General features: G+C 68.1%; 24 protein-coding genes. 13 read left to right on the plus strand and 11 right to left on the minus strand.

What is annotated here, in order from left to right; genetic code table 11:
* Positions 1-4: 4 nt before the first annotated feature.
* The 4 genes from ACXJJ8_RS14935 to ACXJJ8_RS14950 all read left to right on the plus strand — a co-directional run bounded on the left by ACXJJ8_RS14935 (position 5) and on the right by ACXJJ8_RS14950 (position 2,983).
* Entirely contained in the window at positions 5-490 is a 486-nt protein-coding gene (locus ACXJJ8_RS14935) for a TPM domain-containing protein (RefSeq protein WP_499031656.1), read from the plus strand.
* Between the two features lie 57 nt (positions 491-547).
* Positions 548-1,417 carry a prolipoprotein diacylglyceryl transferase gene (lgt, locus tag ACXJJ8_RS14940; protein WP_499031821.1) on the plus strand — a complete coding sequence of 290 codons (870 nt, stop codon included), beginning with the start codon at positions 548-550 and terminating at the stop codon, positions 1,415-1,417.
* Between the two features lie 15 nt (positions 1,418-1,432).
* Positions 1,433-2,266 (plus strand): thymidylate synthase, encoded by an 834-nt coding sequence (gene thyA / locus ACXJJ8_RS14945; RefSeq protein WP_499031658.1) that lies wholly within the window; start codon positions 1,433-1,435, stop codon positions 2,264-2,266.
* A gap of 81 nt (positions 2,267-2,347) precedes the next feature.
* Complete coding sequence (locus ACXJJ8_RS14950; RefSeq protein WP_499031660.1) at positions 2,348-2,983, plus strand: response regulator; 636 nt, start codon at positions 2,348-2,350, stop codon at positions 2,981-2,983.
* Here ACXJJ8_RS14950 and ACXJJ8_RS14955 read toward each other — a convergent pair.
* Complete coding sequence (locus ACXJJ8_RS14955) at positions 2,962-3,645, minus strand: response regulator (protein WP_499031663.1); 684 nt, start codon at positions 3,643-3,645, stop codon at positions 2,962-2,964. The genes ACXJJ8_RS14950 and ACXJJ8_RS14955 overlap by 22 nt on opposite strands.
* Before the next feature lie 189 nt (positions 3,646-3,834).
* Between ACXJJ8_RS14955 and ACXJJ8_RS14960 the strand changes: the two genes are divergently transcribed.
* The gene (locus tag ACXJJ8_RS14960) at positions 3,835-4,500 is read left to right on the plus strand and encodes a response regulator transcription factor (RefSeq protein WP_499031666.1); all 666 of its coding nucleotides are present in this window, start codon (positions 3,835-3,837) and stop codon (positions 4,498-4,500) included.
* A 120-nt stretch (positions 4,501-4,620) separates the two neighbouring features.
* The gene (locus ACXJJ8_RS14965; protein WP_499031668.1) at positions 4,621-5,256 is read left to right on the plus strand and encodes a response regulator; all 636 of its coding nucleotides are present in this window, start codon (positions 4,621-4,623) and stop codon (positions 5,254-5,256) included.
* Here ACXJJ8_RS14965 and ACXJJ8_RS14970 read toward each other — a convergent pair whose 3' ends face one another.
* Entirely contained in the window at positions 5,257-6,975 is a 1,719-nt protein-coding gene (locus ACXJJ8_RS14970) for a PAS domain-containing sensor histidine kinase (protein WP_499031671.1), read from the minus strand.
* Positions 6,976-7,138: 163 nt separating this feature from the next.
* On the opposite strand from ACXJJ8_RS14970, the gene ACXJJ8_RS14975 reads away from it, so the two are divergent.
* The 4 genes from ACXJJ8_RS14975 to ACXJJ8_RS14990 all read left to right on the plus strand — a co-directional run bounded on the left by ACXJJ8_RS14975 (position 7,139) and on the right by ACXJJ8_RS14990 (position 11,260).
* On the plus strand, positions 7,139-7,885 hold the full coding sequence (locus tag ACXJJ8_RS14975) for a hypothetical protein (RefSeq protein ID WP_499031673.1): 747 nt from the start codon (positions 7,139-7,141) through the stop codon (positions 7,883-7,885).
* A 10-nt stretch (positions 7,886-7,895) separates the two neighbouring features.
* Entirely contained in the window at positions 7,896-8,405 is a 510-nt protein-coding gene (locus ACXJJ8_RS14980; protein ID WP_499031674.1) for a glycine zipper family protein, read from the plus strand.
* 77 nt (positions 8,406-8,482) lie between these two features.
* Complete coding sequence (locus ACXJJ8_RS14985) at positions 8,483-10,762, plus strand: patatin-like phospholipase family protein (protein WP_499031676.1); 2,280 nt, start codon at positions 8,483-8,485, stop codon at positions 10,760-10,762.
* An 18-nt stretch (positions 10,763-10,780) separates the two neighbouring features.
* Positions 10,781-11,260, plus strand: coding sequence for a dihydrofolate reductase (locus ACXJJ8_RS14990; protein WP_499031679.1), 480 nt, complete (start codon positions 10,781-10,783; stop codon positions 11,258-11,260).
* On the opposite strand, the gene ACXJJ8_RS14995 is transcribed toward ACXJJ8_RS14990, so the two are convergent.
* The 6 genes from ACXJJ8_RS14995 to lptD are packed head-to-tail and all read right to left on the minus strand — an operon-like array spanning position 11,245 to position 18,126.
* On the minus strand, positions 11,245-12,135 hold the full coding sequence (locus ACXJJ8_RS14995; protein ID WP_499031681.1) for a symmetrical bis(5'-nucleosyl)-tetraphosphatase: 891 nt from the start codon (positions 12,133-12,135) through the stop codon (positions 11,245-11,247). The two genes, ACXJJ8_RS14990 and ACXJJ8_RS14995, sit on opposite strands and share 16 nt — an antisense overlap.
* Before the next feature lie 24 nt (positions 12,136-12,159).
* Positions 12,160-12,543 carry a Co2+/Mg2+ efflux facilitator ApaG/CorD gene (gene apaG, locus ACXJJ8_RS15000; protein ID WP_499031684.1) on the minus strand — a complete coding sequence of 128 codons (384 nt, stop codon included), beginning with the start codon at positions 12,541-12,543 and terminating at the stop codon, positions 12,160-12,162.
* A gap of 31 nt (positions 12,544-12,574) precedes the next feature.
* A complete protein-coding gene (gene rsmA, locus ACXJJ8_RS15005; RefSeq protein WP_499031687.1) occupies positions 12,575-13,369 on the minus strand; it encodes a 16S rRNA (adenine(1518)-N(6)/adenine(1519)-N(6))-dimethyltransferase RsmA in 795 nt (264 codons plus the stop codon).
* Positions 13,366-14,346, minus strand: coding sequence for a 4-hydroxythreonine-4-phosphate dehydrogenase PdxA (gene pdxA, locus ACXJJ8_RS15010; RefSeq protein ID WP_499031689.1), 981 nt, complete (start codon positions 14,344-14,346; stop codon positions 13,366-13,368). Before pdxA ends, rsmA begins: the two co-directional genes overlap by 4 nt.
* Position 14,347: 1 nt before the next feature.
* A complete protein-coding gene (locus tag ACXJJ8_RS15015; RefSeq protein WP_499031692.1) occupies positions 14,348-15,766 on the minus strand; it encodes a peptidylprolyl isomerase in 1,419 nt (472 codons plus the stop codon).
* Positions 15,763-18,126: an LPS-assembly protein LptD gene (gene lptD / locus ACXJJ8_RS15020; RefSeq protein WP_499031824.1), complete on the minus strand. Its 2,364-nt coding sequence runs from the start codon at positions 18,124-18,126 to the stop codon at positions 15,763-15,765. Before lptD ends, ACXJJ8_RS15015 begins: the two co-directional genes overlap by 4 nt.
* Positions 18,127-18,335: 209 nt before the next feature.
* Here lptD and msrB point away from each other — a divergent pair, with 209 nt between their 5' ends.
* Positions 18,336-18,767 carry a peptide-methionine (R)-S-oxide reductase MsrB gene (msrB, locus tag ACXJJ8_RS15025; protein WP_499031695.1) on the plus strand — a complete coding sequence of 144 codons (432 nt, stop codon included), beginning with the start codon at positions 18,336-18,338 and terminating at the stop codon, positions 18,765-18,767.
* Here the strand turns inward: msrB and ACXJJ8_RS15030 are convergent.
* The 3 genes from ACXJJ8_RS15030 to ACXJJ8_RS15040 are packed head-to-tail and all read right to left on the minus strand — an operon-like array spanning position 18,764 to position 20,859.
* Positions 18,764-19,687, minus strand: a complete 924-nt coding sequence (locus tag ACXJJ8_RS15030; protein WP_499031826.1) for a histone deacetylase family protein — start codon at positions 19,685-19,687, stop codon at positions 18,764-18,766. The two genes, msrB and ACXJJ8_RS15030, sit on opposite strands and share 4 nt — an antisense overlap.
* On the minus strand, positions 19,687-20,250 hold the full coding sequence (locus ACXJJ8_RS15035; RefSeq protein WP_499031697.1) for a cob(I)yrinic acid a,c-diamide adenosyltransferase: 564 nt from the start codon (positions 20,248-20,250) through the stop codon (positions 19,687-19,689). The genes ACXJJ8_RS15030 and ACXJJ8_RS15035 overlap by 1 nt, the downstream gene beginning before the upstream one ends.
* Before the next feature lie 21 nt (positions 20,251-20,271).
* The gene (locus ACXJJ8_RS15040) at positions 20,272-20,859 is read right to left on the minus strand and encodes a DUF6580 family putative transport protein (protein ID WP_499031699.1); all 588 of its coding nucleotides are present in this window, start codon (positions 20,857-20,859) and stop codon (positions 20,272-20,274) included.
* Between the two features lie 68 nt (positions 20,860-20,927).
* On the opposite strand from ACXJJ8_RS15040, the gene ubiH reads away from it, so the two are divergent.
* Both ubiH and ACXJJ8_RS15050 read left to right on the plus strand, forming a co-directional pair.
* Entirely contained in the window at positions 20,928-22,136 is a 1,209-nt protein-coding gene (gene ubiH, locus ACXJJ8_RS15045) for a 2-octaprenyl-6-methoxyphenyl hydroxylase (RefSeq protein WP_499031701.1), read from the plus strand.
* Positions 22,133-23,326, plus strand: a complete 1,194-nt coding sequence (locus ACXJJ8_RS15050) for an FAD-dependent oxidoreductase (protein ID WP_499031704.1) — start codon at positions 22,133-22,135, stop codon at positions 23,324-23,326. Before ubiH ends, ACXJJ8_RS15050 begins: the two co-directional genes overlap by 4 nt.
* The last annotated feature ends 26 nt before the right edge of the window (positions 23,327-23,352 follow it).

A 23,352-nucleotide genomic window follows, 5' to 3' on the forward strand; every position in this document is an offset into this window, starting at 1 on the left:
CGCCATGCGCCTGCTTCGTCATCTGTTCGCACCCTCCGCCCAGGCCTGGCTGCCGGCCGACGCGATGGCGCGCATCACCGCGGCCATCGACGCCAGCGAGCTGCAACATTCGGGCGAAATCTGCTTCGCAGTCGAACCGGCGCTGCACTGGCGCCACGTGTTGCGCGGCACCGATCCGCGCGAACGCGCCGAGCAGGCCTTCGCCAAGCTGCGCGTGTGGGATACCGAGGCCAACACCGGCGTCCTGCTCTACGTCCTGCTGGCCGACCACCGGCTGGAGATCGTCGCCGACCGCGGGTTGCGCGGCGTCGATCCGGCGGCGTGGCGCGCGGTCTGCGCCACGATCGAAGCAGGGCTGCGCTCCGACGATCCGGCCACTGCGATCGTGCGCGGGATCCAGGCCATCTCCGGCCTGTTGGCCGAACATGCGCCGCGCATCGCCGGGCGCGAAGACCGCGACGAGCTCCCCAACAAACCGCGCTTCCTCTAACGCGCGATGTTGCACAATTGGGCGACGCCCGCCGACGGATTTCCCGCCTTGCACGACTTGACGTACCTGCTCCAGGCCGATCCGATCGCCTTCGCGATCGGCCCGCTCAAGATCCACTGGTACGGCTTGATGTACCTGCTCGGTTTCGCCGTCGCCTGGTGGCTCGGCAACCGCCGAGTGCGCGCCGGCCGCCTGCCGGGCGTGGATTCGCAGGGCTTCGGCGACCTGATGTTCTACGCGATGGTCGGCGTCGTGCTCGGTGGGCGCCTGGGTTACATCCTCTTCTACGACCTCCAGACGTACATCGCGCATCCCCTGCAGATGCTCAAGGTGTGGGAAGGCGGCATGAGTTTCCACGGCGGTTTGCTGGGCGTGGTCGTCGCGGTGTGGTGGTGGTCGCGCAAGCACGCGTTGCACGTGGTGGACACGCTGGAGTTCGTCGCGCCGCTGGTGCCGCCCGGCCTGGGGTTCGGGCGCCTGGGCAACTTCATCAACGGTGAGTTGTGGGGCAAGGAAACGGGCGCGGGTTGGGGCGTCGTGTTTCCTTCCTCGCTCGAAGCGAAGTACCGCGCCCTGTCGCCCGACGCATTGCGCGGGCTGTTCGACAGCGGCGCGCTGAATGCCTTTGCGCGCCATCCCTCGCAGCTGTACCAGGCCTTCCTCGAAGGGCTCGTGTTGTTCACCGTGCTGTGGGTGTATTCGCGCAAGCCGCGGCCCCGTTATGCGGTGGCCGGCCTGTTCGTGCTGCTGTACGGCGTGTTCCGTTTCCTCGTCGAATTCGTGCGCGTGCCCGATGCGCAACTGCAATACCTCGCCTTCGGCTGGGTCACGATGGGCCAGGTGCTGAGCCTGCCGCTGATCGTCCTCGGCCTGGTGTGGTTGTGGATGTCGCGCCGCGCGCCGACGCTGCAGCCGCGCGTCGCCTGATTTCCGGAGCTTGAGATGCGCCAGTACCTCGACCTGATGCGCGAAATCCTCGAACACGGCACGCCCAAGGGCGATCGCACGGGCACGGGCACGCTGAGCGTGTTCGGGCGGATGATGCGGTTCGACCTACGCGAGGGCTTCCCGCTGGTCACGACCAAGAAGCTGCATCTGAAATCCGTGATCCACGAGCTGCTGTGGTTCCTGCAGGGCGACACGAACGTGCGCTCCCTGCAGGAGCGCGGCGTCACGATCTGGGACGAATGGGCGGCCGAGGACGGCAGCCTGGGCCCGCTGTACGGCGCGCAATGGCGAAGTTGGCCCACGCGCGATGGCGGGACGATCGACCAGATCACCGCGCTGATCGACGGCCTCCGGAAGAAACCGAACTCCCGCCGCCACATCGTCAGCGCCTGGAACGTCGAATATCTTCCCGACGAATCGCGCAGCCCGCAGGACAACGTGCGCGACGGACGCATGGCGCTGGCCGCGTGCCACACCCTGTTCCAGTTCTACGTCGCCGATGGGCGCCTGTCGTGCATGTTGATGGCGCGCAGCCAGGACTTCCTGCTCGGCACGCCGTTCAACATCGCCAGCTATGCGTTGCTGGTGCACATGGTGGCGCAGCAGTGCGACCTGGAGGTCGGTGAATTCGTCTGGGTCGGTGGCGACGTCCACCTGTACAACAACCATCTCGAACAAGCGCGCCTGCAACTCACGCGCGAGCCCCGTCCGCTGCCGAAACTGGCGATCCTGCGGAAACCGGCGTCGATCTTCGACTACGTATTCGACGACTTCGAGATCCGCGACTACACCCCGCACGCGGCGATCAAGGCCCCGATCGCGGTGTGAAGCGTCCTTGCCCTTAAGGGAGCCTTTGACCCGTCATCCGGCGGGCGTATGCTCGCCGCGCCAGGGTTTCAGGGCTCGCGCATGCGCATTCTGGTTGCAGACGATCACCCCATCATCTGTGTCGCGCTCGGCGAAATGTTGCGCGTGGCCTTCCCCTCGACGCTCGAGGGCGTCGATATCGTCGTCGACAGCGATGCGCTGCTCACGCACCTGGGCAGCGACGTGCCGTGTGCCTTGCTCGTGCTCGACCTGTTCATGCCCGGCGCCGTCGGCAGCATCCCGTTGCTCGAACACGTCGTCGCGCTGCGGCCCGGCCTGCGCGTGGTGACCTACACCGGCGCCAACCAGCCGATGCTTGCGCAGCAGGCGCTGTCCGCCGGTGCGCGGGCCTTCGTGTCGAAGGCGAGCGGGCCGGAAGTCGCGCTCGATGCGATCCGCGCCGTGCTCGACGGGCACGTGTTCGTCGACCCGCGTATCGACCTGGACGTCGCGCGCAAACATCCCTGGCACATGCTGACACCGGGCGAACGCGGGGTCATCGTCGCGCTCGCCAGCGGCCACCATCTGCACGGCATCGCGCTGGACAGCGACCGCAGTTACAAGACGGTCACCGCGCACAAGTACAACGCGCTGCGCAAACTGCAGCTCGACTCCAAGACCGATCTCAAGCACTACCTTTCGCAGATCGGACTGGGTTATCTGCTCGGCTCGCATTGAAGCGCCGATGATGCGGCGTCGAGCTGGGCTTGGACGAGGTCGAGCGCGGCTTCGAGTGCTGCGTTGCTCCACTCCTCGCAACCGGCTTCGCCGCGCGCGCACGCGGCCGCGACGTCGTTCTCGCCGAGCATCATCGCCGCGCCCTTGATGCGATGGAACATCGCGCGCAATCGCACGAGGTTGCCATCGCGCAAGGATGCACGCGCCTCGCGAAGATCCTGCTGCGAGGTGCCGACGAACAGATCCCACTGCACCACGTTGCGTGCGTGCGTCGGCTGCGCCGGCGCGCGGGCGCGCAACAAGGTGCCAAGCAACGTGTCGAGCGTGGACAGCGGAATCGGCATGGGCAGGCAGGCGCGCATGCCGGTCTGCATCGACAGCGGTGTATCGAGCGCGGCGTCGTTGCTGTAGCCGACGATGGGACAGGCATCGAGGCCGCGCGCGATGGCGAGATCGTTCATGCGCGCGGCGAGCGAGAAGCCATCGGTGCCCGGCATGCGGCACGCGGCGACGACGAGGTCGAACCGGGCGGCGTCGAGCAGTGCGAGCGCCTGTTCCGCATCGTCCACGCACAGCGGCGCATGGCCGAGGGTGGCGAGTTGTTCGGCGACGACGAGGCGATTGAGCGGATGCGCGTCGACGACGAGGATTCGATGCGGCATGCGAACTCCGGTTGCTGGAACAGCGAGCCCAGCATCGTGGCGGATTTACGTCCCTGCAAGGCGGCCGAATCGTGCATCGGGGAAAACCTCAGGGAATTCGGGGAAGTTTCCCAATAGCTGTTTCCACCTAATCGCGCGTAGTTTGGAACTGTCGTCACCTCTGGGACGAATCGGCAGGGAGACAGGGCAATGAATGGGCTCGCGGATTTCGAAAAAAGCGTCAACGCGATGGCAATGAACGAAGGGCTGGTCCACGTGGTGGACGAGGATGCATCGGTGCGCGAGACCTTGCGGCGGATGCTGGAAGCGGATGGTTTCGCGGTGCGCTGCCATGCGAGCGCAGGCGGTTTCCTTGCGGCGTGGCCGTCGGCGCCGGGCTGCGTGCTGCTCGACGTGCGCATGCCGGGGCCGGACGCGTTCGACCTGCAACTGGCCCTGGCGTATCGCCACGACGCGCTGCCGGTGGTCTTCATGGGCGCCTACGGCGACCTGCCGATGAGCGTGCTCGCGCTCAAGCGCGGCACGGTGCATTTCGTCGCCGAGCCGATCCAGCGCGAGGCCTTGCTCGTCGCCGTGGGCAAGGCGGTCGAGCGCAGCCAGGCGCAGCGGGAGCTCGACTGCCGCCGCCGCGCGATGCGGGAACGCTTCCTGACGCTCACCGTGCGCGAGCGCGCAGTGTTCGAACAGGTGACCGCAGGGCGCCTGAACAAGCAGATCGCAGCGACCCTGTGCACCTGCGAGCGCACGGTGAAGGCGCATCGCGCCAACATGATGCAGAAGTTGCAGGCGCATTCGGTGGCCGAGTTGGTGCGCATCGCCATCCACATCGAAGCGGACGCAGAAGTCGCCGCCTGAACTCGCGCCGTTTTCGTTTCACCGCGGTTACGCGATGCCGCACATGTCGGTTGTTCCGCATCCCGCGCCGCTGGCACGCTGGGTTCGCGCGCAAGACCGCGCGCGCTTCCCCGAACGGCCATGCACCGACTCATCGTCGCCGACGACCATCCCATCGTCTTCCGCGCGGTGCGCGACGCGCTGCCGTCCGGCGGATTCCGCATCGTCGCCGAGTGCACCGATGCGGCAGCCGCATTCGCGGCGGTGCACGCGCATACGACCGCCACGCATCCGGTCACGCTGGTCCTGGACCTGCAGTTGCCCGGTAGCGGCGTCGCCGTGTTGCGACGCCTGCGCGCGCAACAGGTGCCCGCGCGCGTGCTGGTGCTGTCGGGCGAAGAGGAACGCGCCGGCGGCCTGCGTGCATTGCGCGCAGGCGCCGATGGTTACGTTCCGAAGACCGATTCGCTGGCCGATCTTTCGCTGGCCATCGATCTGGTCGCGCGCGGCAAACGTTTCTTCCGACCCGTGGTCACGGCCGGCACCAGCCACGGCGCGCAGGATGACGACACCTTGCTCGGCAGCCTGAGCGATCGCGAATACGGCGTCCTCAAGGGACTCGCCGAAGGCCGCACCAACGGCGAGATCGCCTTCGACCTCGCATTGACACCGAAGAGCGTCAGTGCGTGCCGCAACAAACTGATGCGCAAGCTCGCCCTGGACAACCTGCCGGCATTGATCGCATTCGCGCGCCTGAACCACGTGACGCACGACTAGTCATTCCACGCGCACCACGAGCCCGGCGAGCGCCGCGGCCAGTTTGTCCACCTGGAAGGGCTTGGCGAGGTACGCATCCATCCCGGCGGCGAGGCAGCGCTCCCGCTCGCCCTGCATGGCATTCGCAGTGAGGGCGAGAATCGGGAGGCGCGTGCGCTTGCGCGCTGCTTCCTGCGCGCGAACGCGTTCGACCAGGCCGTAACCATCCAGGCGCGGCATGTGGCAATCGGTGATCAGCGCCGCATAGCGTGCGGCGAGGCCCGCATCGGACAACACGGCCCACGCGGCTTCGCCATCTTCGGCCATGTCGCATTCCCAGCCGAGTTTGGCCAGTTGCCCGGCGATCACTTCGCGATTGACCGGATGATCTTCCGCCAGCAGCGCGCGCAGGCCGCGCGGCGGACGAACCGCCATTGCCACGGGCGCATTGCGCGCCGGCATGGCCGCGGCCACCAGCGGCAGCGTCACCGTGAAGCAACTGCCCGCACCGGGCGCGCTCTGGCAGGTGACCGTGCCGCCCATCAATTCGGCCAGCCGCTTCACGATGCTCAGTCCCAGGCCGGTCCCGCCGAACCGCCGCGTGGTGGCCGCATCGGCTTGCTCGAAAGGCCGGAACAACTGCGCCATCGCCTCGGGCGTCATGCCGATCCCGGTGTCGCGCACGCACAGTTGCAGCGCGCTGCTGTCGACGCACGCCTCCACCGTCACGCGACCGCCGGCGGTGAACTTGACCGCGTTTCCCGCAAGGTTGAGCAGGATTTGCCGCAGGCGCACGGGGTCGCCGACGATGGCCGGCGGGACGTCCGCGTGCAGCTGCACGTCGATGCGCACCTTGCGCGCCTTCGCCTGCGGCGCGAGGGAGGCGCACACTTCGTCGATCAGCGGACGCAGCGCCACCGGCACGTGTTCGAGATCGAGCTTGCCGGCTTCGATCTTCGAGAAGTCCAGGATGTCGTCCAGGATGGTGAGCAGGGCGACGGACGACGCGCGGCAACTGTCGAGCAGGCGTTGCTGCGCGGGCTGCAAGGGCGTATCGCCGAGCAGGTCGATCATGCCGAGGACGCCGTTCATCGGCGTGCGGATCTCGTGGCTCATCATCGCCAGGAAGCGGCTCTTCGCCGCCGCGGCCGCACGCGCTTCTTCGACGGCATGCGCGAGTTGCTGCTGCACGCGCCGCTCCTCGGTGAGGTCGATGGCGATGCCGACGATGCCGATCGCGCGCCCCCGGGCATCGAACACCGGCTTCTTCCGCGCGCGCACGTCGCGCAATTCGCCGTTGATGCGCATGCGCTCGTCGAAGCTGCGTGCCTCGCTGGAAGCCAGCAGTTGCCGATCCTGCGAGACGAAGCGATCGTGCAGGCGCTTGCCGAACAGCTCGCGGTCGTTGCGGCCGGTGATGGCATCCACGTCGCGTTCGAACGTGGTTGCGAAGGCGCGGTTCACGCGGCGATAGCGCAGCGTCGTGTCCTTGAAGAACAGGATGTCGGGCACGGCGTCCAGGATCGATTGCAGCGTGCGTTCGTTCGCGTTGTGGCGACGACGCCGGCGAAGGTCGGCGACCGACAGCACGGCGAGCGCCCCCATGCCGAGCAGCGTGAACGCGCGCTCGTGCCAATGGTGCGAGACGAACCAGAGCGCGGTGCCCATTGCGCAGATGAGCAGCGGCGTGGCGAGGCCGGCGTCGAGCTGGCGACGGAGGCGATGGCGCAGGGTTGGCATGCGCCGAGCATAGGCGCGTCGATTGCGGCACGCGGCGCCAAAAGTGCAAGCGCGAAATCTCGCGCTCCATTGCGCCGGATTCGGCCGCTCGTTGCCCTTTGGGCCAATGTCGCGCATGGGCGGCGTTCGAAAGAATCGGCTTCCACCCGACAGGAATCACGGCATGGACCGGTTGTTGCGCTCACGTGTTGCAGGCCTGCTGTTGTGCTTCACGCCCTTCGCAGCCAGCGCAGCGGCCCCCGATGGCGCGTGGGACTGGGTCGTCGCGCCCTACGCCTGGTCGGCGAGCATCGGCACGGACGTCAGCACGCACGCGCCGCCGACCGGGGCCAGCACGGACACCGCGTTCCCGGATGTCGTCGACATCCTCGATGGCGTGTTCGAAGTGCGCGGCGAAGGCCAGGGCGATGCCTTCGGCGCGTTCGCGGACTTCACCTACTTCGGGCTCGCCGACGAAAACCAGCGTCGGTTCCAGCGCACCGAGTCGGACATCGACATGCGGCTGTTCGAAATCGCCGCGGTGTGGAGCCCGGGTGAAACGCGTTTCACCGGGTTCGAGAGCTTCGCCGGCGCGCGCGTGATCGACCTGGATTACACGCTGCAATTCCTGCCGGACAATCCAGCCTTCGCGCCGCACGTGATCGATCGGGGCGAGACGTTCTACGACTTCATGGTCGGCGCACGCTATACGTGGGTGTTTTCGGACCACTGGTCCCTCACGCTGCGCGGCGATGGATCGTGGGGCGACACGGAGGGCACCTGGAACGCGAGCGTGCTCGGTCAGTACCGCACCCGCCACGGCAGTTGGGCCTTGGGCTACCGCTATCTCGACGTCGACCTCGAGGACGCGGGCGACACGCTGAGCGTGACGCTCGACGGCCCCGTGATTGGTTACGCCTTCCGCTTCTGAGGAGTCTCCCATGCGCGCATTCCTGACATCGTTCACCGTCGTGTTGTTCGCCGTCGCCGTCCTTCCGGCGTCGGCGCAGAAACCTTCGGCCTATCCCGCCAAGGGCCAGTCGGCCGACCAGAAATCGCAGGACGATGCAGCCTGCGCGTCTTGGGCGAAGCAGGACACGGGCATCGATCCCGCCGCCACGGCAGCAACGCCGACCACGGCCACCGGCCCGCAGGGCGAGCGCGCGCGGGGCGCCGTGCGCGGCGCCGCCGCGGGCGCGGTGATCGGCGAAGTGCACAACGGCGACTCCTCCGACGGGGCGAAGATCGGCGCGACCGCGGGCGTGGTCGCCGGAGGCCGCGCCGCACGCCGCAACCAGGCGGCGCGCAGCAAGCGCAACAGGCACAGACCGACGCGTCCGCCAAGTATTGGAACGCGTGGGGTGCGTGCATGTCGGGCAAGGGATATTCCGTCAGCTGACACGCGTCCGCGGGCATCGGCACAGGGCATCCTCCTGCACCGGCTCCAGTAAAAGTACGCTCGACAAGCCGACCGGGTCGGGCGATACCATCGGCCCAACCTCGGCGGGCCCTGGGCGAAGGAGGCCGGATGCAAATGCTGCGCGCGGGATGGATCGCAGTGCTGTTGGCGGCGTGGTCGGTCGGAAGTCCCGCATTCGCTCAGCAAACGCCCGCGCAGCCGGCGGTGCCGGTGGCGACTTCGGCGATGCCTGCCAAGGCCTCGTGCGGCGCGCGCGAGCCCGGCGACACGCGGCCGCGCATCGGCCTGGCCCTCGGCGGCGGCGGGGCGCGCGGCGTCGCGCACATCAGCGTGCTCAAAGAGCTCGAAGCACTGCACATCCCGGTCGATTGCATCGCAGGCACGAGCATGGGGGCCCTGGTCGGCGGGCTGTATGCATCGGGCCGCTCGACGCAGGACATGGAGCAACTGATCCTCTCCACCGACTGGAAGCGCCTGTTCGACGACACCGTGCCGCGCGAGGAACGCTCGTATCGCCGCAAGCACGACGACCGCGACGGGCTGGCCACCGTTGGCGTCGGCATCAGTGGCGGGCGCGTGCGCGTCTCGCCGGGCCTGTTGCAGGGCGAACGCATCCTGTCGATGTTCGAACGCGAAACGCTCGGCGTGAGCGAGATCGACGATTTCGACAAACTCCCGATTCCCTTCCGCGCCGTGGGCACCGACCTCAACACCGGCCAGCCGGTCGTGCTGGACTCGGGCAGCCTGCCGATGGCGATGCGCGCGAGCATGTCGTTGCCGGGCATCTTCCAGCCGATGCAGATCGACGGAAAAGTGCTCATCGACGGTGGCGTCGCCAACCAGGTGCCGATCGACATCGTGCGCGCGATGGGCGCCGACATCGTCATCGCCGTGGACGTCGGCACGCCGCTGGAAACACTCGACCGCAACGCCAGCCTGTTGCAGGTGGTCTCGCAGATGAGCGGCATGCTCACGGTCGGCAACACGCAGCGCATGCTCGCGACGCTGGGCGATGGCGATGTGCTGATCGTGCCGAAGCTGGGCGCGGACGTGAAAACCGGCGACTTCGAAAAGGCGGCCCGTGCGCTCGAAATCGGCGACGACGCGGCCATCGCCGCACGCCCGCAACTGGCGCATCTCTCCGTCGCGCCGGACGCGTATCTCGCATGGCAGCAACACCGCCCCGTGCCGGCGGCGTCACCGCCCGTGATCGCTTTCGTGACGCTCGACAACGAGACGCCGTATTCCGACGCCTTCCTGCTCTCGCAGCTCGACATCGACGTCGGCAAGCCGCTCGACACGCAACGCATGGAAGACAAACTGATCCGCGTCTACAGCCTCGGCACGCTCGCGAGCATCACCTACGATGTCGTGCGCGAAGACGGGAGGACCGGCTTGCGCGTGCATGCGCGGCAGAAGCCGCAGGGGCCGAACTACCTCCAGCTCGGTTTCACCCTGAGCAGCGACTTCAAGGGCACGTTCGAAACGTCGCTGCGCGCTGCGATCCTCGTCACACCCTTGTCGGAAAACGGCGCGGAAGGGCGTGTGACCGCGACGGTGGGCACCGAGCCGTCGCTGATGGGCGAGTACTACCATCCCTTCGGCAAGACGAATCGGTGGATGACCTACACCCGCGCCGGTTACTTCAACCCGAACTACCATGTCTTCGACGCCGAGGGGAACGACGTCGCCGAGTACGACGTGCGCACCTTCCTCGTCGACTTCCAGTTCGGCCGCGAGTTCGGCAACTACGGTGCAGCCGGTCTCGGCATCCAGCGCGGCACGGGCCGCGCGGAAGTGGAAACCGGCGATCCGACGTCGCCGAGCTTCGATTTCGATTCCGGCCGCGCCTATGCATTCGTCAGCGTCGATCGCGCGGACAGCCTGTATTTCCCGCGCAAGGGTTACTGGGGGAATCTGTCGTACACCGTCGCGCGCGAAGGCCTGGGCAGCGACACCGACTACGACTCGATCGATTTCGACGTCATCGGGGCCAAGCCGTTCGATCGACACGCGATGCAATTCGGCGCGTCTTACCACGCCACCCTCGACGGCGAGCTGCCCATCCAGGACCGCTATCGCCTCGGCGGGCGCGGCAAGCTCGCGGGTTTCCGCACGAACGAACTCACCGGGCAGGACTACGCGCTGGTGTTCGTCGGGTACACGTACCAGTTGGCGGAGGTGTTCGGGCGCTCGGCGCTGGTGGGCGGCACGATCGAATACGGGAACGCCTGGGAGAACCGTTCGGACATGGCGTGGAACGACGGCATCCTCAACGCGAGCGCCTACCTGGGCTTCGACTCCTGGTTCGGGCCGATGCTCTTCGGCTACGGCTGGCGCGAAGGCGGCGACGGCGTGTTGTTCCTGGAGATCGGCCGCACGTTTTGAGCAGGCATACTGGGTGGCATGAAGCTCTCGCTCATCGCCGCACTCGACGATCGCCGCGCGATCGGCAGGGGCAATGCCTTGCCGTGGCACCTGCCCGCGGACCTCAAACGTTTCAAGGCGCTCACCCTCGGCAAGCCCGTGCTGATGGGGCGCAAGACGGCCGAGTCGATCGGTCGCGCGTTGCCCGGTCGACGCAACCTCGTACTCACGCGCAGCGGGCGCGTGCCCTTCGACGGGATGGAAGCGGTGGGATCGGTCGAAGCGGCCATCGCCACCGCGGACGAGGTGTGCGTAATCGGCGGAGGCGAGGTCTATGCGCTGGCGTTGCCGATGGCCACGCACCTGCACCTGACGCATGTCGACACGGTGGTCGAAGGCGCGGATGCGTTCTTTCCGGCGTTCGATGCGAACGATTGGCGCGTCGTGTCGCGGGAAGGGCATCGGATCGACGACAAGCATGCGCTCGCATTCGAGTTCGTGGACTACGAGCGGGCCTGATCCTTGCGGCGATCGCCGGCGTGATACGGCGGCCTGGCATTCGGCGGTGATGCGGGCACATCGCGGCCGGCGACCTGCGCCAGGCGCAGTTCGTCGGTGTCCAGTTGCAACGCCGTAAGTTTGCCGCCCCACACCGCACCGGTGTCGATCGCATGCACGCCGTGGCCGATGAACAACCCAAGCGTCGACCAGTGGCCGCACACGATCTTCAGGTCGCGCTGCGCACGGCCCGGCACTTCGTACCAGGGATACAACCCGGGCTGCTGCGTGCCCGGGGCGCCCTTTTCCTCGAAGGCGATGCGCCCGCGCGGCGAGCAATAGCGCAGGCGCGTGAACACGTTGATGATCGCGCGGTCGCGTTCCATGCCGGTCAGGCGCGGCGACCAGGCGGGGCGGTCGCCGTACATGTTCTTGAGCAATTTGCGGAACTCGTCGCCGCGCAGTTTGTGCTCGATTTCGTTGGCGTGCTTCTGCGCGAGTTGCGTCGTCCATTTCGGCGCGAGGCCCGCGTGCACCATCATCCAGCCCAGGTCGCGGTCGGCGTGCACCAGCGGTTGCATGCGCAACCAGTCGAGCATTTCGCGCGCGTCTTCGGCGAACAGCACGCGCTGCAAATCCGCATTGACCTTGCGCTGTTCCTCCGGGCGTCGCTCACCGATCGCGAGCAAGGACAGGTCGTGGTTGCCGAGTACGACGACGCTCTGCGCGCGCAGCGAATGCACCAGTCGCAGGGTTTCAAGCGATTGCCCGCCGCGGTTCACCAGATCGCCGCAGAACCACAGGCGATCGGCCGCGGGATCGAACTTGATGCGTTCGAGCAGGCGTTGCAGCGGGTCGTAACACCCCTGCAGGTCGCCGATGGCCCAGGTCGTCATTGGCGTCGCATCCGTGCGTCCGCGTCAGTGCAGCGTGCGCGGCGTGGTGAGCGTGAAGACGGGGATCGGCGCCGCGAAGCGCGTCCCGTCGTCGGCCAGCATGTCGTAACTGCCACGCATCGTGCCCAGGCTCGTTTCCAGCACCGCGCCGGAGGTGTATTCGAAATCTTCGCCGGGGCGCAGCCAGGGCTGTTCGCCCACCACGCCTTCGCCCGTCACTTCCTCGATCTTGCCGTTCGCATCGGTGATCACCCAATGACGGCCGAGCAGCCGCGCGGGCACCTTGCCGCGATTGCGGATGTGGATGGTGTACGCGAAAACGAAGCGGCCCTCGTCGGGAGCGGATTCCTCGTCGAGGAATCGGGTGGCGACATCGATGTCGAAGGCGTAATCGGTGGTGCTCGTCATGCCCACAGTTTAGCCCGAGCGGTGCTGAATGCTAGGCGGCGGGCAGGTTCGCCAGGCGGACGAAGCCGGCCACGTCCACTTGTTCGGCGCGTGCATCCGGGCGCAGCCCGGCCGCTTCGATCATCGCCGAATCCGCCACGCCATTCAGTGCATTGCGCAGTGTCTTGCGGCGTTGGCCGAAGGCGGCGCGCACCACGTTCGCGAACCGCTTGCGATCGTGCACCGCGATGTCTTCACGCGGCAGCGGCACCATCCGCACGACGGCCGAGTCGACCTTCGGCGGCGGCTTGAACGCACCCGGCGGCACCTTGAACAGCGGCGTGACACGGCAGTACGCCTGGAGCATCACGCTCAGGCGGCCGTAGATCTTGCTCCCAGGCCCGGCGGCCATGCGGTCGACCACTTCCTTCTGCAGCATGAAGTGCATGTCGCGGATGACCGCGGCGTGGTCGAGTGCGTGGAAGAGGATCGGCGAGGACAGGTTGTAGGGCAGGTTGCCCACCAATCGAATCTGCGAGTCGCCCGCGAGCGCCGTGAAATCCACCGTGAGCACGTCGCCCTGCACGATGGTCAACGCGCCGTGCGGCTGCGCCGCTTCGGTCAGCGGTGCGATGAGGTCCCGATCGAATTCGATGACGGTCAGCGTGCCGTGGCGATCGAGCAAGGGGAAGGTGATCGCCCCCTGGCCCGGGCCGATCTCGACGAGGCGATCGCCGGGTTTGGGATCCACCGCCTGCACGATCTTCGCGATGATCCCTTTCTCGTGCAGGAAGTGCTGCCCGAGGTGTTTCTTCGCCTCGCGCTGGAACGTCGGCTTCTCGCTCATGCAATCACCTTCGCACGCGCGAGGCGCGCACAGGTGTCGACCGCGGCGAGGAGACTCGACGGATCGGCGATGCCGCGGCCCGCGAGATCCAGGGCCGTGCCGTGGTCGACTGCCACGCGCGGATAGGGCAGGCCGAGGGTGAGGTTCACCGCCTGTTCGAAGCCGCTGAATTTCAGCACCGGCAATCCCTGGTCGTGATACATCGCCAACACCGCGTCGCAATCGCGCAGCTTCGCGGGCAGGAACGCGGTGTCGGCAGGCAACGGGCCGTCGAGCGCCATGCCTTGCGCACGCAAGGCTTCCAGGACCGGTGCGATCGTGTCGATTTCTTCGCGCCCCAGATGCCCGTCTTCGCCCGCGTGCGGATTCAGGCCGAGCACGGCGATGCGCGGGTGTTCGATACCGAAGTCGCGGCGCATCGCGCGGTGCAGGGTGCGCAGCGTGCGTTCCAGGCCATCGCGCGTGATCGCGCCGGGAACCGCGCGCAACGGCAGGTGGGTGGTGGCGAGCGCGACGCGCACGGTCGGGTTGGCGAGCATCATCACCACTTCGCAACCGGCTTGCCGCGCGAGCAGCTCGGTCGTGCCCGTGTACGGGATGCCGCCGGCGTTGATCGTCGCCTTGTGCACCGGCCCGGTGACCAGGCCGTCGAGGGTCCCGTCCAGGCAATGCTGCGCGGCCACGTGGAGCGCTTCGATCACGGCGCGCGCGTTGCGTGGATCGGCGTGGCCGAAAACGACGGGCGCGAGGTTGGGGACCGGGTGGACGACCACGTCGCCGGGCTGTTCGGCGCGCGCGCCAGGCGCGAGCACGCGCAGCGGGAGATCGAGTGCATCGGCGGCCGCCCGCAGGGCGGCCGGATCGGCGAAAACGGCAAGCGTGCAATCCGTCCGCGGCCCCTGCGCGACTCGCACGCAGAGTTCGGGGCCGATGCCGGCCGGCTCGCCCGGCACCAGCGCCAGCCGCGGCAGCGTCACGTCAACCGCCGTTGGCGGGCGGGATCGCCGGCGCCGGGGCGGGCGTCGCTTCGACAGGGGCCGCTTGCGCAGGCGCGGTCCCCGTCGCCGGCGGCTGCGCCGGCTGGTCGCCGGCTGCCGCAGGGGACAGGCGCAGCTCGACGAACGCTTCGCCGCGCAATTCGCGCAGGAAGCGGTTGTATTCGTCCTCGAGCTTGCGGCGGCCGATGGCCTCGCGCATCTGCGAGCGCTGTGTCTGGTTGGTGGTGCCCTGGCGCGTGCCGATGCGCTGGACGATGTGGTAACCGGCATCGGTGCGGAACGGCTTGGACACGCCGCCATCGGCAAGCGCGGCGATCTGGCTGCCGAAGGTCGCCCCGAAACGATCGGACGGGAACCAGCCGAGGTCGCCGCCTTGGGACTGGGTGGTCTCGTCTTCCGAATCGCTCTTGGCCAGTGCTTCGAAGTCCGCGCCACCGACCAGGCGCGCCGACAGCGTTTCGATCTTCTGGCGTGCGGCGGATTCGGGATGCGTGTCGTCGATGCGCGCGAGGATGTGGCGCGCATGGAATTCGGTGACGGGCGTTGCCGCGGCCGCCGCGTCGCGCTGCTCGACCAGCTTCACGAGCTGGAAGCCGCTGGGGCCGCGGACCGGGCCGATGACCTGGCCGGCTTGCATCGTGCGGATGACGTTGGCGAAGGTCGGCGGGATTTCATCCAGCCCGCGCCAGCCCAGGTCGCCGCCTTCCAGCGCGTTGGGCGCGTCGGAATAGCGCACCGTCGCCGCGGCGAAATCCATCTCGCCCTTGTCGATCAGGGCCTTGATGCCTTCGATCTTTTTCTGCCCCGTCGCGATCTGCTCGGCGGTCGCGCCGTCGGGGATCGCCACCAGCAGGTTGGCCAGGTGGTACTGCGTGTTGTTGGCCTGCGCGGCGACCGCGGCGTCGACTTCGGCTTCGCTGACCGACACGCGGCCCTGCGCGAAGCTCTGGCGCAACTGCTGGATCATGATTTCGTCGCGGACGGAGCGGCGGAACTCCTCCCACGTCTGCCCCTGCGTCACCTGCGCGCGCAGCTGGTCGACGGTGAGGTTGTTGCCTTCGGCGATGCGGCCCAGGGCGCTGTCGATGTCCTGGTCGGACACCTTGATGCCCGAGTCCGTCGCGCGCTTGGTCTGCAGCTTGTTGAGGATCAGGCGCTCCAGGACCTGGCGTTCGAGAACGTCCTGCGGCGGCAGCTGGTCGGGGCGCTCGGTGTACTGGCTCTTGATGTTGGCCACCGCGTGGTCGAGCTCGCTGCGCAGCACGACGTCTTCCTCGACGACGGCGACCGGGCGGTCGATGGGGACCAGCGATTGCGCGTAAGCGATGGGCGCCAGCGCGAGAACGACGGCGAAGACACCCGCCAGACGGCGGCCGGCGGAACGAAACGATTGGGTCATGGCGTGGGATCCGGGTCCTCAGGGGGCTGGCCCACGGCGGTTTCCGGCGGGACCAGGTACAGATCGCCGCGATTGTAGCCAAGGATGGCCCTGCGCAGCGTTTTACGTGTGTCCTGGCCGGCCGAGCCGAGGCCTTTCAGTTCGATCTCCAGCAGGATGCCGCGGCTGAGCTCGCCTTCGCGATTGTGCACGTAACGCCGCCCGACCAACCGAACGGCGATGCAACAGCTGTCCCACTGGACGCCGAGGATCTGTTCCAGCGGCTTGCTGTCGGCGATGGAGTAGTAGTGGCGGCCCACGACGCTCCAGGTGGGGTTGATCGGGTACAGGAAGGAGAAGTCCGCCTGTTCGGAGACGTCGCGGCGGAAGCGGTAGGACAGGTTGACGATGCCGTCGTCGGGCAGCATGTAGCGGCCGCGGACGCTCACCAGGTCCTTCTGGCCTTCCTTCGGGTTCCACTGGTACGACGCACCGAGGTTCCAGCGGTCGCTCGGCGCCCAGCCCACGTCGGCGACCCACGCCGAGCGGCCCTTCTGGATCGGCAGCTCCCGGGGCAGCACGACGCGCGAGTCGTCGAAATACTTGATCTGGCCGATGCTCGCCGACAACCGCTCCTTGCCGTCGGACTCGCGCAGCAAGCGCGTGGTGAGCGCGATCGTGAGCTGGTTCGCATCGGCCTGGCGGTCGGCACCGGAGTAGCGGTTGTCGCGGAACAGCTGGCCCCAGCTGAAGGTGAGCGCGCCGGTGTCGAAGACCGGCAGGTCGTCCTGGTTGCGGTAGGGCGCGTTCAAGTAGTACAGGCGCGGCTCGAGCGTCTGCAGGTAGGGCTTGCCGTCGAGCGTGGCGGCGCGGTCGAAGTACAGCCCGGCATCGATGCTGCCGATCGGCACGCTCCGCGTGGGCGATTGCGCGACGCGCGTGGCCTGCGCGTAGTCGGCGTCGACCTGGTAGGCCGTGTAGCGCCACGCCAGCGTGGGCTTGAAGAACCAGCTCGCGCCTTCCAGCGGCAGCGAGATGTAGGGCTTGATGTCCAGGCGCGAGCCGCCGCCCGAACCGAAGACACGCGGCACGCCCGGGCGTGCCGGCTGCGAGACGAAGGCGGCGTCCTTTTCGAAGCGCACGGCTTCGGCGTCGACGCCGATGTCGAAGAGCGTGTCGCGCCACTGGTAGGACGCGTAGGCGCGCGGGAGGCGATCGAAGGGCAGGCTGGATTCGCTCAGCGTGTAGTCGGCGAGCTGGTAACGGTCGGCCATGATGCCGGCCGTCCAGTTGCGGCCGCGGCCGTACAGGCCGACGTCGCTGTGCGCGTTGTAGGCCGCGATGCCCTGGATCGAGTTGTTGAAATCCTCGAAATAGCGCGGATCGCTGATGTGCATGATGTTGGCGCGCGTCTGCCAGTTGAGCGACAGGTTGCGATAGCCGTTGACCGCGAAATACCCGCGCGAACCGAAGCCCGGTTCGTCTTCGCGCAGTTTGTCGTTGGGCATGTAGGCGCCGGAAATCGTCGCCATGCCGTCTTCGTGCAGGTAGCGGAACTCCGCGCCCAACATCGCCCCGCGGTCGGTCATGATCCGCGGGTACAAGGTCATGTCGTAGTTCGGCGCCAGGTTGATGTAGATCGGCTGCTTGTAATCCAGGCCGTTGCGGTCGGAGTTGGACAGCGACGGGAACAGCAGGCCTGTGCGGCGACGGTCGTCGATCGGGAACATGAACCACGGCACGTACAGCACCGGCACCTTGCCCACGTGCAGGATCGCGTTGTGCGCGGTGGCGAAGCCCTCGGCCGAATCGACGTCGATGCGCTTGGCGCGCAGTTCCCAGTGGCGGTCGTTGGGATCGCAGGTCGAATACGTGGAGTCGCGCAGGACGGCCTGCTGGCCGTGGAGGTCGATCTCCGCGGATTCGCCGTTGCCGCGGCGCGAGACCAGCTGGTACTTCAGGTCCTCGATCTTGTGTTCGTCGGTCGCCTGGTTGCCTTCGGCGCGCTGCGCGGTCAGCCGCATCGCGGTGTCCTGGTAGCGGATGTTGCCTTCGGCGATGTAGCGCTCGGTGTCGGTGTCGTATTGCAGGCGGTCGGCGCCGAGGAATTGGTCGCCACGGCGCAAGGCGACGTTGCCTTCGAATTGCGGCATGACCGTGGTGCCCGAGAGCGTGTCGCCCTCCACGCGGGTCGGCTGCGTGGCGCGGGTGCCGATGTTGATGCCCGTGGCGGGCACGTCGTCGAACGGCGCGATCGAATCGCGCACCGGGCAGAGCGAGAAGTCGAGCGGCATGTCCTCCATCGACTGCGCCCGGGCCTGCGCGGAGAGCGAGAGGCCGATGCACAGGGCGAGGGTGGTCGGACGGAGGCTGGGTCGCACGGACATCCCGGTCGTTGCGTAGAGTCGGCGGGCAGGATGCCGCATGGTTCGGGAACGGGCAATGCACGCATCCATTCGCGCCATCGGTGCGTATCTCTCCCTGCAGGCCAAAAAAGCCTCCGCACCGTTTCACTTCCCCTGAACACCCCGCGACCGCGCAGACGCCAAACTCTGCGCGAGCCGCCCCTGTACCTGCGAGGAGCCTCCAGATGGACAAGACCGCCCGGCAACCCAACACCCCGACCCTGAGCGACGCGCAGTGGCGCGAGCAGCTCACGCCGGAGCAGTACGCCGTGTGCCGTTGCTCGGGCACCGAGCGCGCCTTCACCGGCAAGTACTGGGACCACAAGGCCGACGGCGTCTATACCTGCGTGGCCTGCGGGACGCCCTTGTTCCTGTCCGATGCCAAGTACGACTCCGGCAGCGGATGGCCGAGCTATTTCGAACCGGTTTCGCCGAGCGCGGTGACCGAACATGTCGACGAAGGCCACGGCATGCGCCGCGTCGAAGTGCGCTGCGCGAGCTGCGATTCGCACCTGGGCCACGTCTTCCCCGACGGCCCGCCACCGACCGGCCTGCGCTACTGCATTAACTCGGCGGCGCTGGATTTCCACCCCGTCGCCGAGGTCGGAGGCGGTTAGGCGGGCGCAAGACCCGACAGCGCCGCCACGTGCGCGACGCTGCATTCGGCGAGCGCCTGCAGGTCGTATCCGCCTTCGAGCATCGAGACCATCCGGCCGCCCGCGTGGCGGCCGGCAATGGCTGCCAGTTCAACGGTGAGCCAGGCGTAATCGTCGGCCTGCAGTTGCAGTTGCGCCAGCGGGTCGCGCCAATGGGCGTCGAAGCCGGCCGACACGATCACCAGCTGCGGCCGGAAATCCTCGAGCGCGGGCAACAAGCGCTCGCGCCACGCCGCACGAAAGCCCTCGCCGCCCGAACCCGGCGGCAGCGGCGCGTTGAAGATGTTCCCCTCGCCGCGTTCTTCGACGTAGCCGGTGTCGGGATACAGCGGCGACTGATGGGAACTCAGGTACAGCACGCGCGGGTCACGCTCGAAGATCGCCTGCGTGCCGTTGCCGTGGTGCACGTCGAAATCGATGATCGCCACGCGTTCGAGCTTGCCGTGTTCGATCGCATGCGCGGCGGCGACGGCCGCGCTGTTGAAGAGGCAGAAGCCCATCGCGACCTCGCCGGTCGCGTGATGGCCGGGCGGACGCACCGCGCAGAACGCACGTGTGGCATCACCCTGCAGGACCGCATCGGTCGCGGCGACGGCGGCACCGGCCGCGCGCAATGCGGCTTCGGCCGAAGCCGGGGAAAGCACGGTGTCGGGATCCAGGTGCACGCGCGCTTTCGGCTGCGTGTCGAGCACGGTCGCGATCAGTTCCGGTGTATGCACGCGCAGCAACTGGCCGCGCGAGGCGCGCGGCGCTTGATGCCAATCGAGCGTGGGAAATGCAGCCTGCAACGCGTCGAGCACGGCACGCAGGCGTTCAGGGCGTTCGGCGTGACCCGGGCCGGTGTCGTGCGCCAGGCACGCCGGGTGCGTCCACGCCTGCATCACGTGCGGCGCTCGTGTTTCCACAGCACTTCGCCGTGCCCCGAATCGCGCGCCAGCACGCGCGCGACCACGAACAGCAGGTCGGAGAGGCGATTGAGGTAGCGGATCGCCTCGCCGCGCACGGCGTCGTGCCGCGCGAGGGTGACGGTTTCGCGTTCGGCGCGGCGCACGATGGTGCGTGCCAGATGGCAGCGCGCCGCCGCCTCGCCGCCGCCGGGCAGGATGAAATCCTTCAGCGGCGGGAGCGGATCGTTGAAGGCGTCCAGGTGGCGTTCGAGCGCATCGATGTCGCTTTCCTGGATCGCGGCGTGCCCCGGGATGCACAGCTCGCCGCCGAGGTCGAACAACTGGTGCTGGACCGTCGTCAGCAACGCGGCGATGGCCTCGCACTGCGGGCCCGGCATGGGCGCGGCGAGCAGCAGGCCGATCGCGGAGTTGGCTTCATCGACGGTGCCGTAGGCCGCGACGCGCGCCGAATCCTTGGCAACGCGCGTACCGTCGCCGAGACCGGTCGTCCCGTCGTCGCCGGTCTTCGTGTAGATCTTGCTGAGGCGATTGCCCATCGACGCGCGTCGGCGGGGCGATCAGACCGTCTGCGCGCGCAGCGCCGGCACGTGGCGGCGCAACAGTGCGAAGCCGCCGAACAGGACCGCCGAGTAGAACAGCGTGCCGAGCACGGTCCACTGGAAGAACGGCAGCGCCTGCGCATAGCAGGGCACGATGCCCGTGGTGCACGCCGGGTAGCCCGGCACCATCTGCGCGGTGAGCCACACGCCGAAGTTGCTCACCAGGAAGAACAGCACGGAGCCGGCCAGCGAATAGCCCAGCACGCGCGCGCCGCTCACCTTGCCACGCAGGCCGAAGCCCATCAGCGTGGTCAGCGCGATGCACGCGTAGACGATCCAGAAGCTGGGCGTCGAGAAATATTCGGCGTAGGAGCCGCCCATGCGCTGCGCGAGCACCAGGTCGGACACCAACATGCCGGCCAGCGGCACCAGCAGCGCCCATTTGCGCGCGGCGAAGTAGGCACCGCCGAACAGGGCGATGGCCTCGACCGGCGAGAAATTCGGCGGATGCGGCAACAGGCGCGTCAGCGCGGCGATCAGGATCAGGCCGGCCAGGGCGATGGGACCGGGCGCGATGGCAGCGGAAGACGAAGGCTCGCGATTCATGCGTTGACGGGCGATGGAGCGGATGGACCGTTAGCATACTCCACCCGCTCCACGGACCTCCCACCCCCATGCCCACCACCGGTTTCGATGTGGCGATCGTCGGCGGCGGACTCGTGGGCGCAAGCCTTGCCATTGCACTGGACCGCATCGGCCGCAGCGTGGCGCTGGTGGAGGCCGCGCCGCCCGGCGCGCCGCCGGCGGTGTTCGACGAGCGCAACCTGAGCTTCGCCGAGGCGACCGTCCACGGTCTGCGCGCGCTGGGCGTACTGCAACACCTGCGTGCGCCCGCGGGCCTGATCCGCCGCATCCACGTCACCCGCGTCGGCGACTTCGGCCGCGTGGTGCTCGATGCCGCGGAACACGGCCGCGAAGCCTTCGGCCAGGTCGTCGTCGCCCGCGACTTCGGCCTCGCGCTCGAAGCACGACTGAACGCATGCACGCACGTCACCCGTTTTCGGCCGATACGGTTCGAAGGCACGTCGATGGGCGAGGGCGCGCGCGTCCTGCAGTTGCGCGACGGCGATGGCGGCGCGCATGCCATCCGGGCGCGTTTGCTCGTCGGCGCCGACGGCACGCGCAGCGGCGTGCGCGAGGCCTTGCACATCGGCGCGGACGAACATGATTTCCGGCAGACCTTGTTCGTCGCGCGCGTGCGCGCCGAGCAGGCGCCGGATGGCACGGCGTACGAACGCTTCGGTCCGGACGGGCCGACGGCGTTGTTGCCGCGCGGCGACGGCCATTTCGGCGTCGTCCACGGCGTGCCGCGCGATGACGCCGATGCCGTCGCGGCGCTCTCCGAATCGGCGTGGCTCGAACGCTTGCAAGCGGCCTTCGGCTGGCGGGTCGGGCGATTGCTGTCGAGCGGGCCGCGCAGTGCGTATCCGATCGTGCAGGTCGTCGCGCGCGCGGTGATCGCGCAGTGCGCGGTGATCGTCGGCAACGCGGCGCAGACCCTGCATCCGATCGGTGCGCAGGGGTTCAACCTGGGCCTGCGGGACGCACTGACGCTCGCGGAATTGATCGAAGAAGGCGGCGACCCGGGCGATGCTGCGTTGCTCGCCGAGCACGCGCGGCGCCGCGCGGACGATCGCGCGCAAACGCTGCAATTCTCCGGTGGCCTGGCGCGCCTGACGTCCAACGATGGCGCCGCGATGCGTCCCCTGCGCAGCCTCGGGTTCGGCGCGATGCAACATCTGCCGGCGCTGCGCGCGCAACTGATCGGAGGCGCGCTGGGTTATCGCGGCGACGTGCCGCGTTTGTGCAGGGAGCAGGCATGAGCCGTCGCGGTCGCCTGGATGCGGTCATCGTCGGCGGTGGCGTCGTGGGTTGCGCCGCCGCGCTTGCACTGGCGAAACAGGGCCTCGACGTCGCATTGCTCGAAGCGCACGTGCCCTCCGCCTGGTCGTCGGCCAGGCGCGACCTGCGGGTGTACGCATTCGCGCCCGACAACGCCGCGTTGCTCGACACGCTCGGCGTGTGGCGCGGGGTGCGCGAAGCCCGCCTGCAACCGTATCGCCGCATGCGCGTGTGGGACGCGGCGGGCGGTGGCGCGTTCGCATTCGATGCGGACACGCTTGCGCGCGCCGAGCTCGGCTGGATCGTCGAACACAATCTCCTCGTCGACCGCTTGTGGAACGCGTTGCCCGCAGCCGGCGTGCGCGTGCTTGCCCCGGCGCGCGCGGAAGCGATCGAATCGCACGACGAAGGCGTGCGCGTGCGCCTGGACGATGGCGTGACGCTCGACGCGCGCGTGTTGCTGGCCGCCGACGGCGCGGATTCGGCCGTGCGTGCGATGGCCGGCTTCGAAACCGACCGCCACGACTACGCGCAGAAGGGCGTCGTTGCCTACGTCGCGAGTGAACGCCCGCATGAAGACACCGCGTGGCAACGTTTCCTGCCCGGCGGCCCGCTCGCGCTGCTGCCCTGCACGCGCGGCGAACAGGGCGAGCACCTGAGTTCGATCGTGTGGACCTTGCCCAGCGCCGACGCCGAACGTTTGCTCGCGCTGGATGCCGAGGCATTCGGCATCGAACTCACCAACGCATTCGAACATCGCCTCGGCGCACTCAAGCTGCACGGCAATCGCGCCGCCTTTCCGCTTCGCCGCCAACTCGCGCACGACTACGCGAAAGGACGCGTGCTGCTGCTGGGCGATGCCGCGCACGTCGTGCATCCGCTGGCGGGCCAGGGCGTGAACCTGGGGTTGCGCGACGTTACGGCATTGGCGCAATCGATCCAGGACGCCAACGCGCGAGGCACCCACTGGAGCGCCCCGCACCGCATCGCGCGCTGGGCGCGCGCGCGTCGCAGCGAGAACGCGACCAACGCGCACGCGTTCAGCGCGATCAATGCGCTGTTTTCGAACGACGACATGGCAACCACGTTGCTACGCGGCCCCTTGTTGGGACTGGCCGGGAAAGTCCCCCCGCTGGCCCACGCGCTGTGGCGGCACGCGGCGGGGGTCTGAACGCACAAAAACGCCGGCATTCCGCC

The organism is Lysobacter sp. P5_C4, from assembly GCF_054049695.1.

Excerpts from the sequence above, each read along its gene's own strand:
- apaG (WP_499031684.1), bottom strand. The coding sequence starts at position 12,543 with ATGACGAGCACCACCGATTACGCCTTCGACATCGATGTCGCCACCCGA.
- ubiH (WP_499031701.1), top strand. The coding sequence starts at position 20,928 with ATGCCCACCACCGGTTTCGATGTGGCGATCGTCGGCGGCGGACTCGTG.
- msrB (WP_499031695.1), top strand. The coding sequence starts at position 18,336 with ATGGACAAGACCGCCCGGCAACCCAACACCCCGACCCTGAGCGACGCG.
- ACXJJ8_RS14950 (WP_499031660.1), top strand. The coding sequence starts at position 2,348 with ATGCGCATTCTGGTTGCAGACGATCACCCCATCATCTGTGTCGCGCTC.
- ACXJJ8_RS14970 (WP_499031671.1), bottom strand. The coding sequence starts at position 6,975 with ATGCCAACCCTGCGCCATCGCCTCCGTCGCCAGCTCGACGCCGGCCTC.
- ACXJJ8_RS14990 (WP_499031679.1), top strand. The coding sequence starts at position 10,781 with ATGAAGCTCTCGCTCATCGCCGCACTCGACGATCGCCGCGCGATCGGC.
- rsmA (WP_499031687.1), bottom strand. The coding sequence starts at position 13,369 with ATGAGCGAGAAGCCGACGTTCCAGCGCGAGGCGAAGAAACACCTCGGG.
- ACXJJ8_RS14995 (WP_499031681.1), bottom strand. The coding sequence starts at position 12,135 with ATGACGACCTGGGCCATCGGCGACCTGCAGGGGTGTTACGACCCGCTG.
- ACXJJ8_RS15040 (WP_499031699.1), bottom strand. The coding sequence starts at position 20,859 with ATGAATCGCGAGCCTTCGTCTTCCGCTGCCATCGCGCCCGGTCCCATC.
- ACXJJ8_RS14975 (WP_499031673.1), top strand. The coding sequence starts at position 7,139 with ATGGACCGGTTGTTGCGCTCACGTGTTGCAGGCCTGCTGTTGTGCTTC.
- ACXJJ8_RS15030 (WP_499031826.1), bottom strand. The coding sequence starts at position 19,687 with ATGCAGGCGTGGACGCACCCGGCGTGCCTGGCGCACGACACCGGCCCG.
- ACXJJ8_RS14980 (WP_499031674.1), top strand. The coding sequence starts at position 7,896 with ATGCGCGCATTCCTGACATCGTTCACCGTCGTGTTGTTCGCCGTCGCC.
- ACXJJ8_RS15035 (WP_499031697.1), bottom strand. The coding sequence starts at position 20,250 with ATGGGCAATCGCCTCAGCAAGATCTACACGAAGACCGGCGACGACGGG.
- ACXJJ8_RS15050 (WP_499031704.1), top strand. The coding sequence starts at position 22,133 with ATGAGCCGTCGCGGTCGCCTGGATGCGGTCATCGTCGGCGGTGGCGTC.
- ACXJJ8_RS14985 (WP_499031676.1), top strand. The coding sequence starts at position 8,483 with ATGCAAATGCTGCGCGCGGGATGGATCGCAGTGCTGTTGGCGGCGTGG.
- ACXJJ8_RS15015 (WP_499031692.1), bottom strand. The coding sequence starts at position 15,766 with ATGACCCAATCGTTTCGTTCCGCCGGCCGCCGTCTGGCGGGTGTCTTC.
- ACXJJ8_RS14935 (WP_499031656.1), top strand. The coding sequence starts at position 5 with ATGCGCCTGCTTCGTCATCTGTTCGCACCCTCCGCCCAGGCCTGGCTG.
- ACXJJ8_RS14965 (WP_499031668.1), top strand. The coding sequence starts at position 4,621 with ATGCACCGACTCATCGTCGCCGACGACCATCCCATCGTCTTCCGCGCG.
- thyA (WP_499031658.1), top strand. The coding sequence starts at position 1,433 with ATGCGCCAGTACCTCGACCTGATGCGCGAAATCCTCGAACACGGCACG.
- ACXJJ8_RS14955 (WP_499031663.1), bottom strand. The coding sequence starts at position 3,645 with ATGCCGCATCGAATCCTCGTCGTCGACGCGCATCCGCTCAATCGCCTC.
- ACXJJ8_RS14960 (WP_499031666.1), top strand. The coding sequence starts at position 3,835 with ATGAATGGGCTCGCGGATTTCGAAAAAAGCGTCAACGCGATGGCAATG.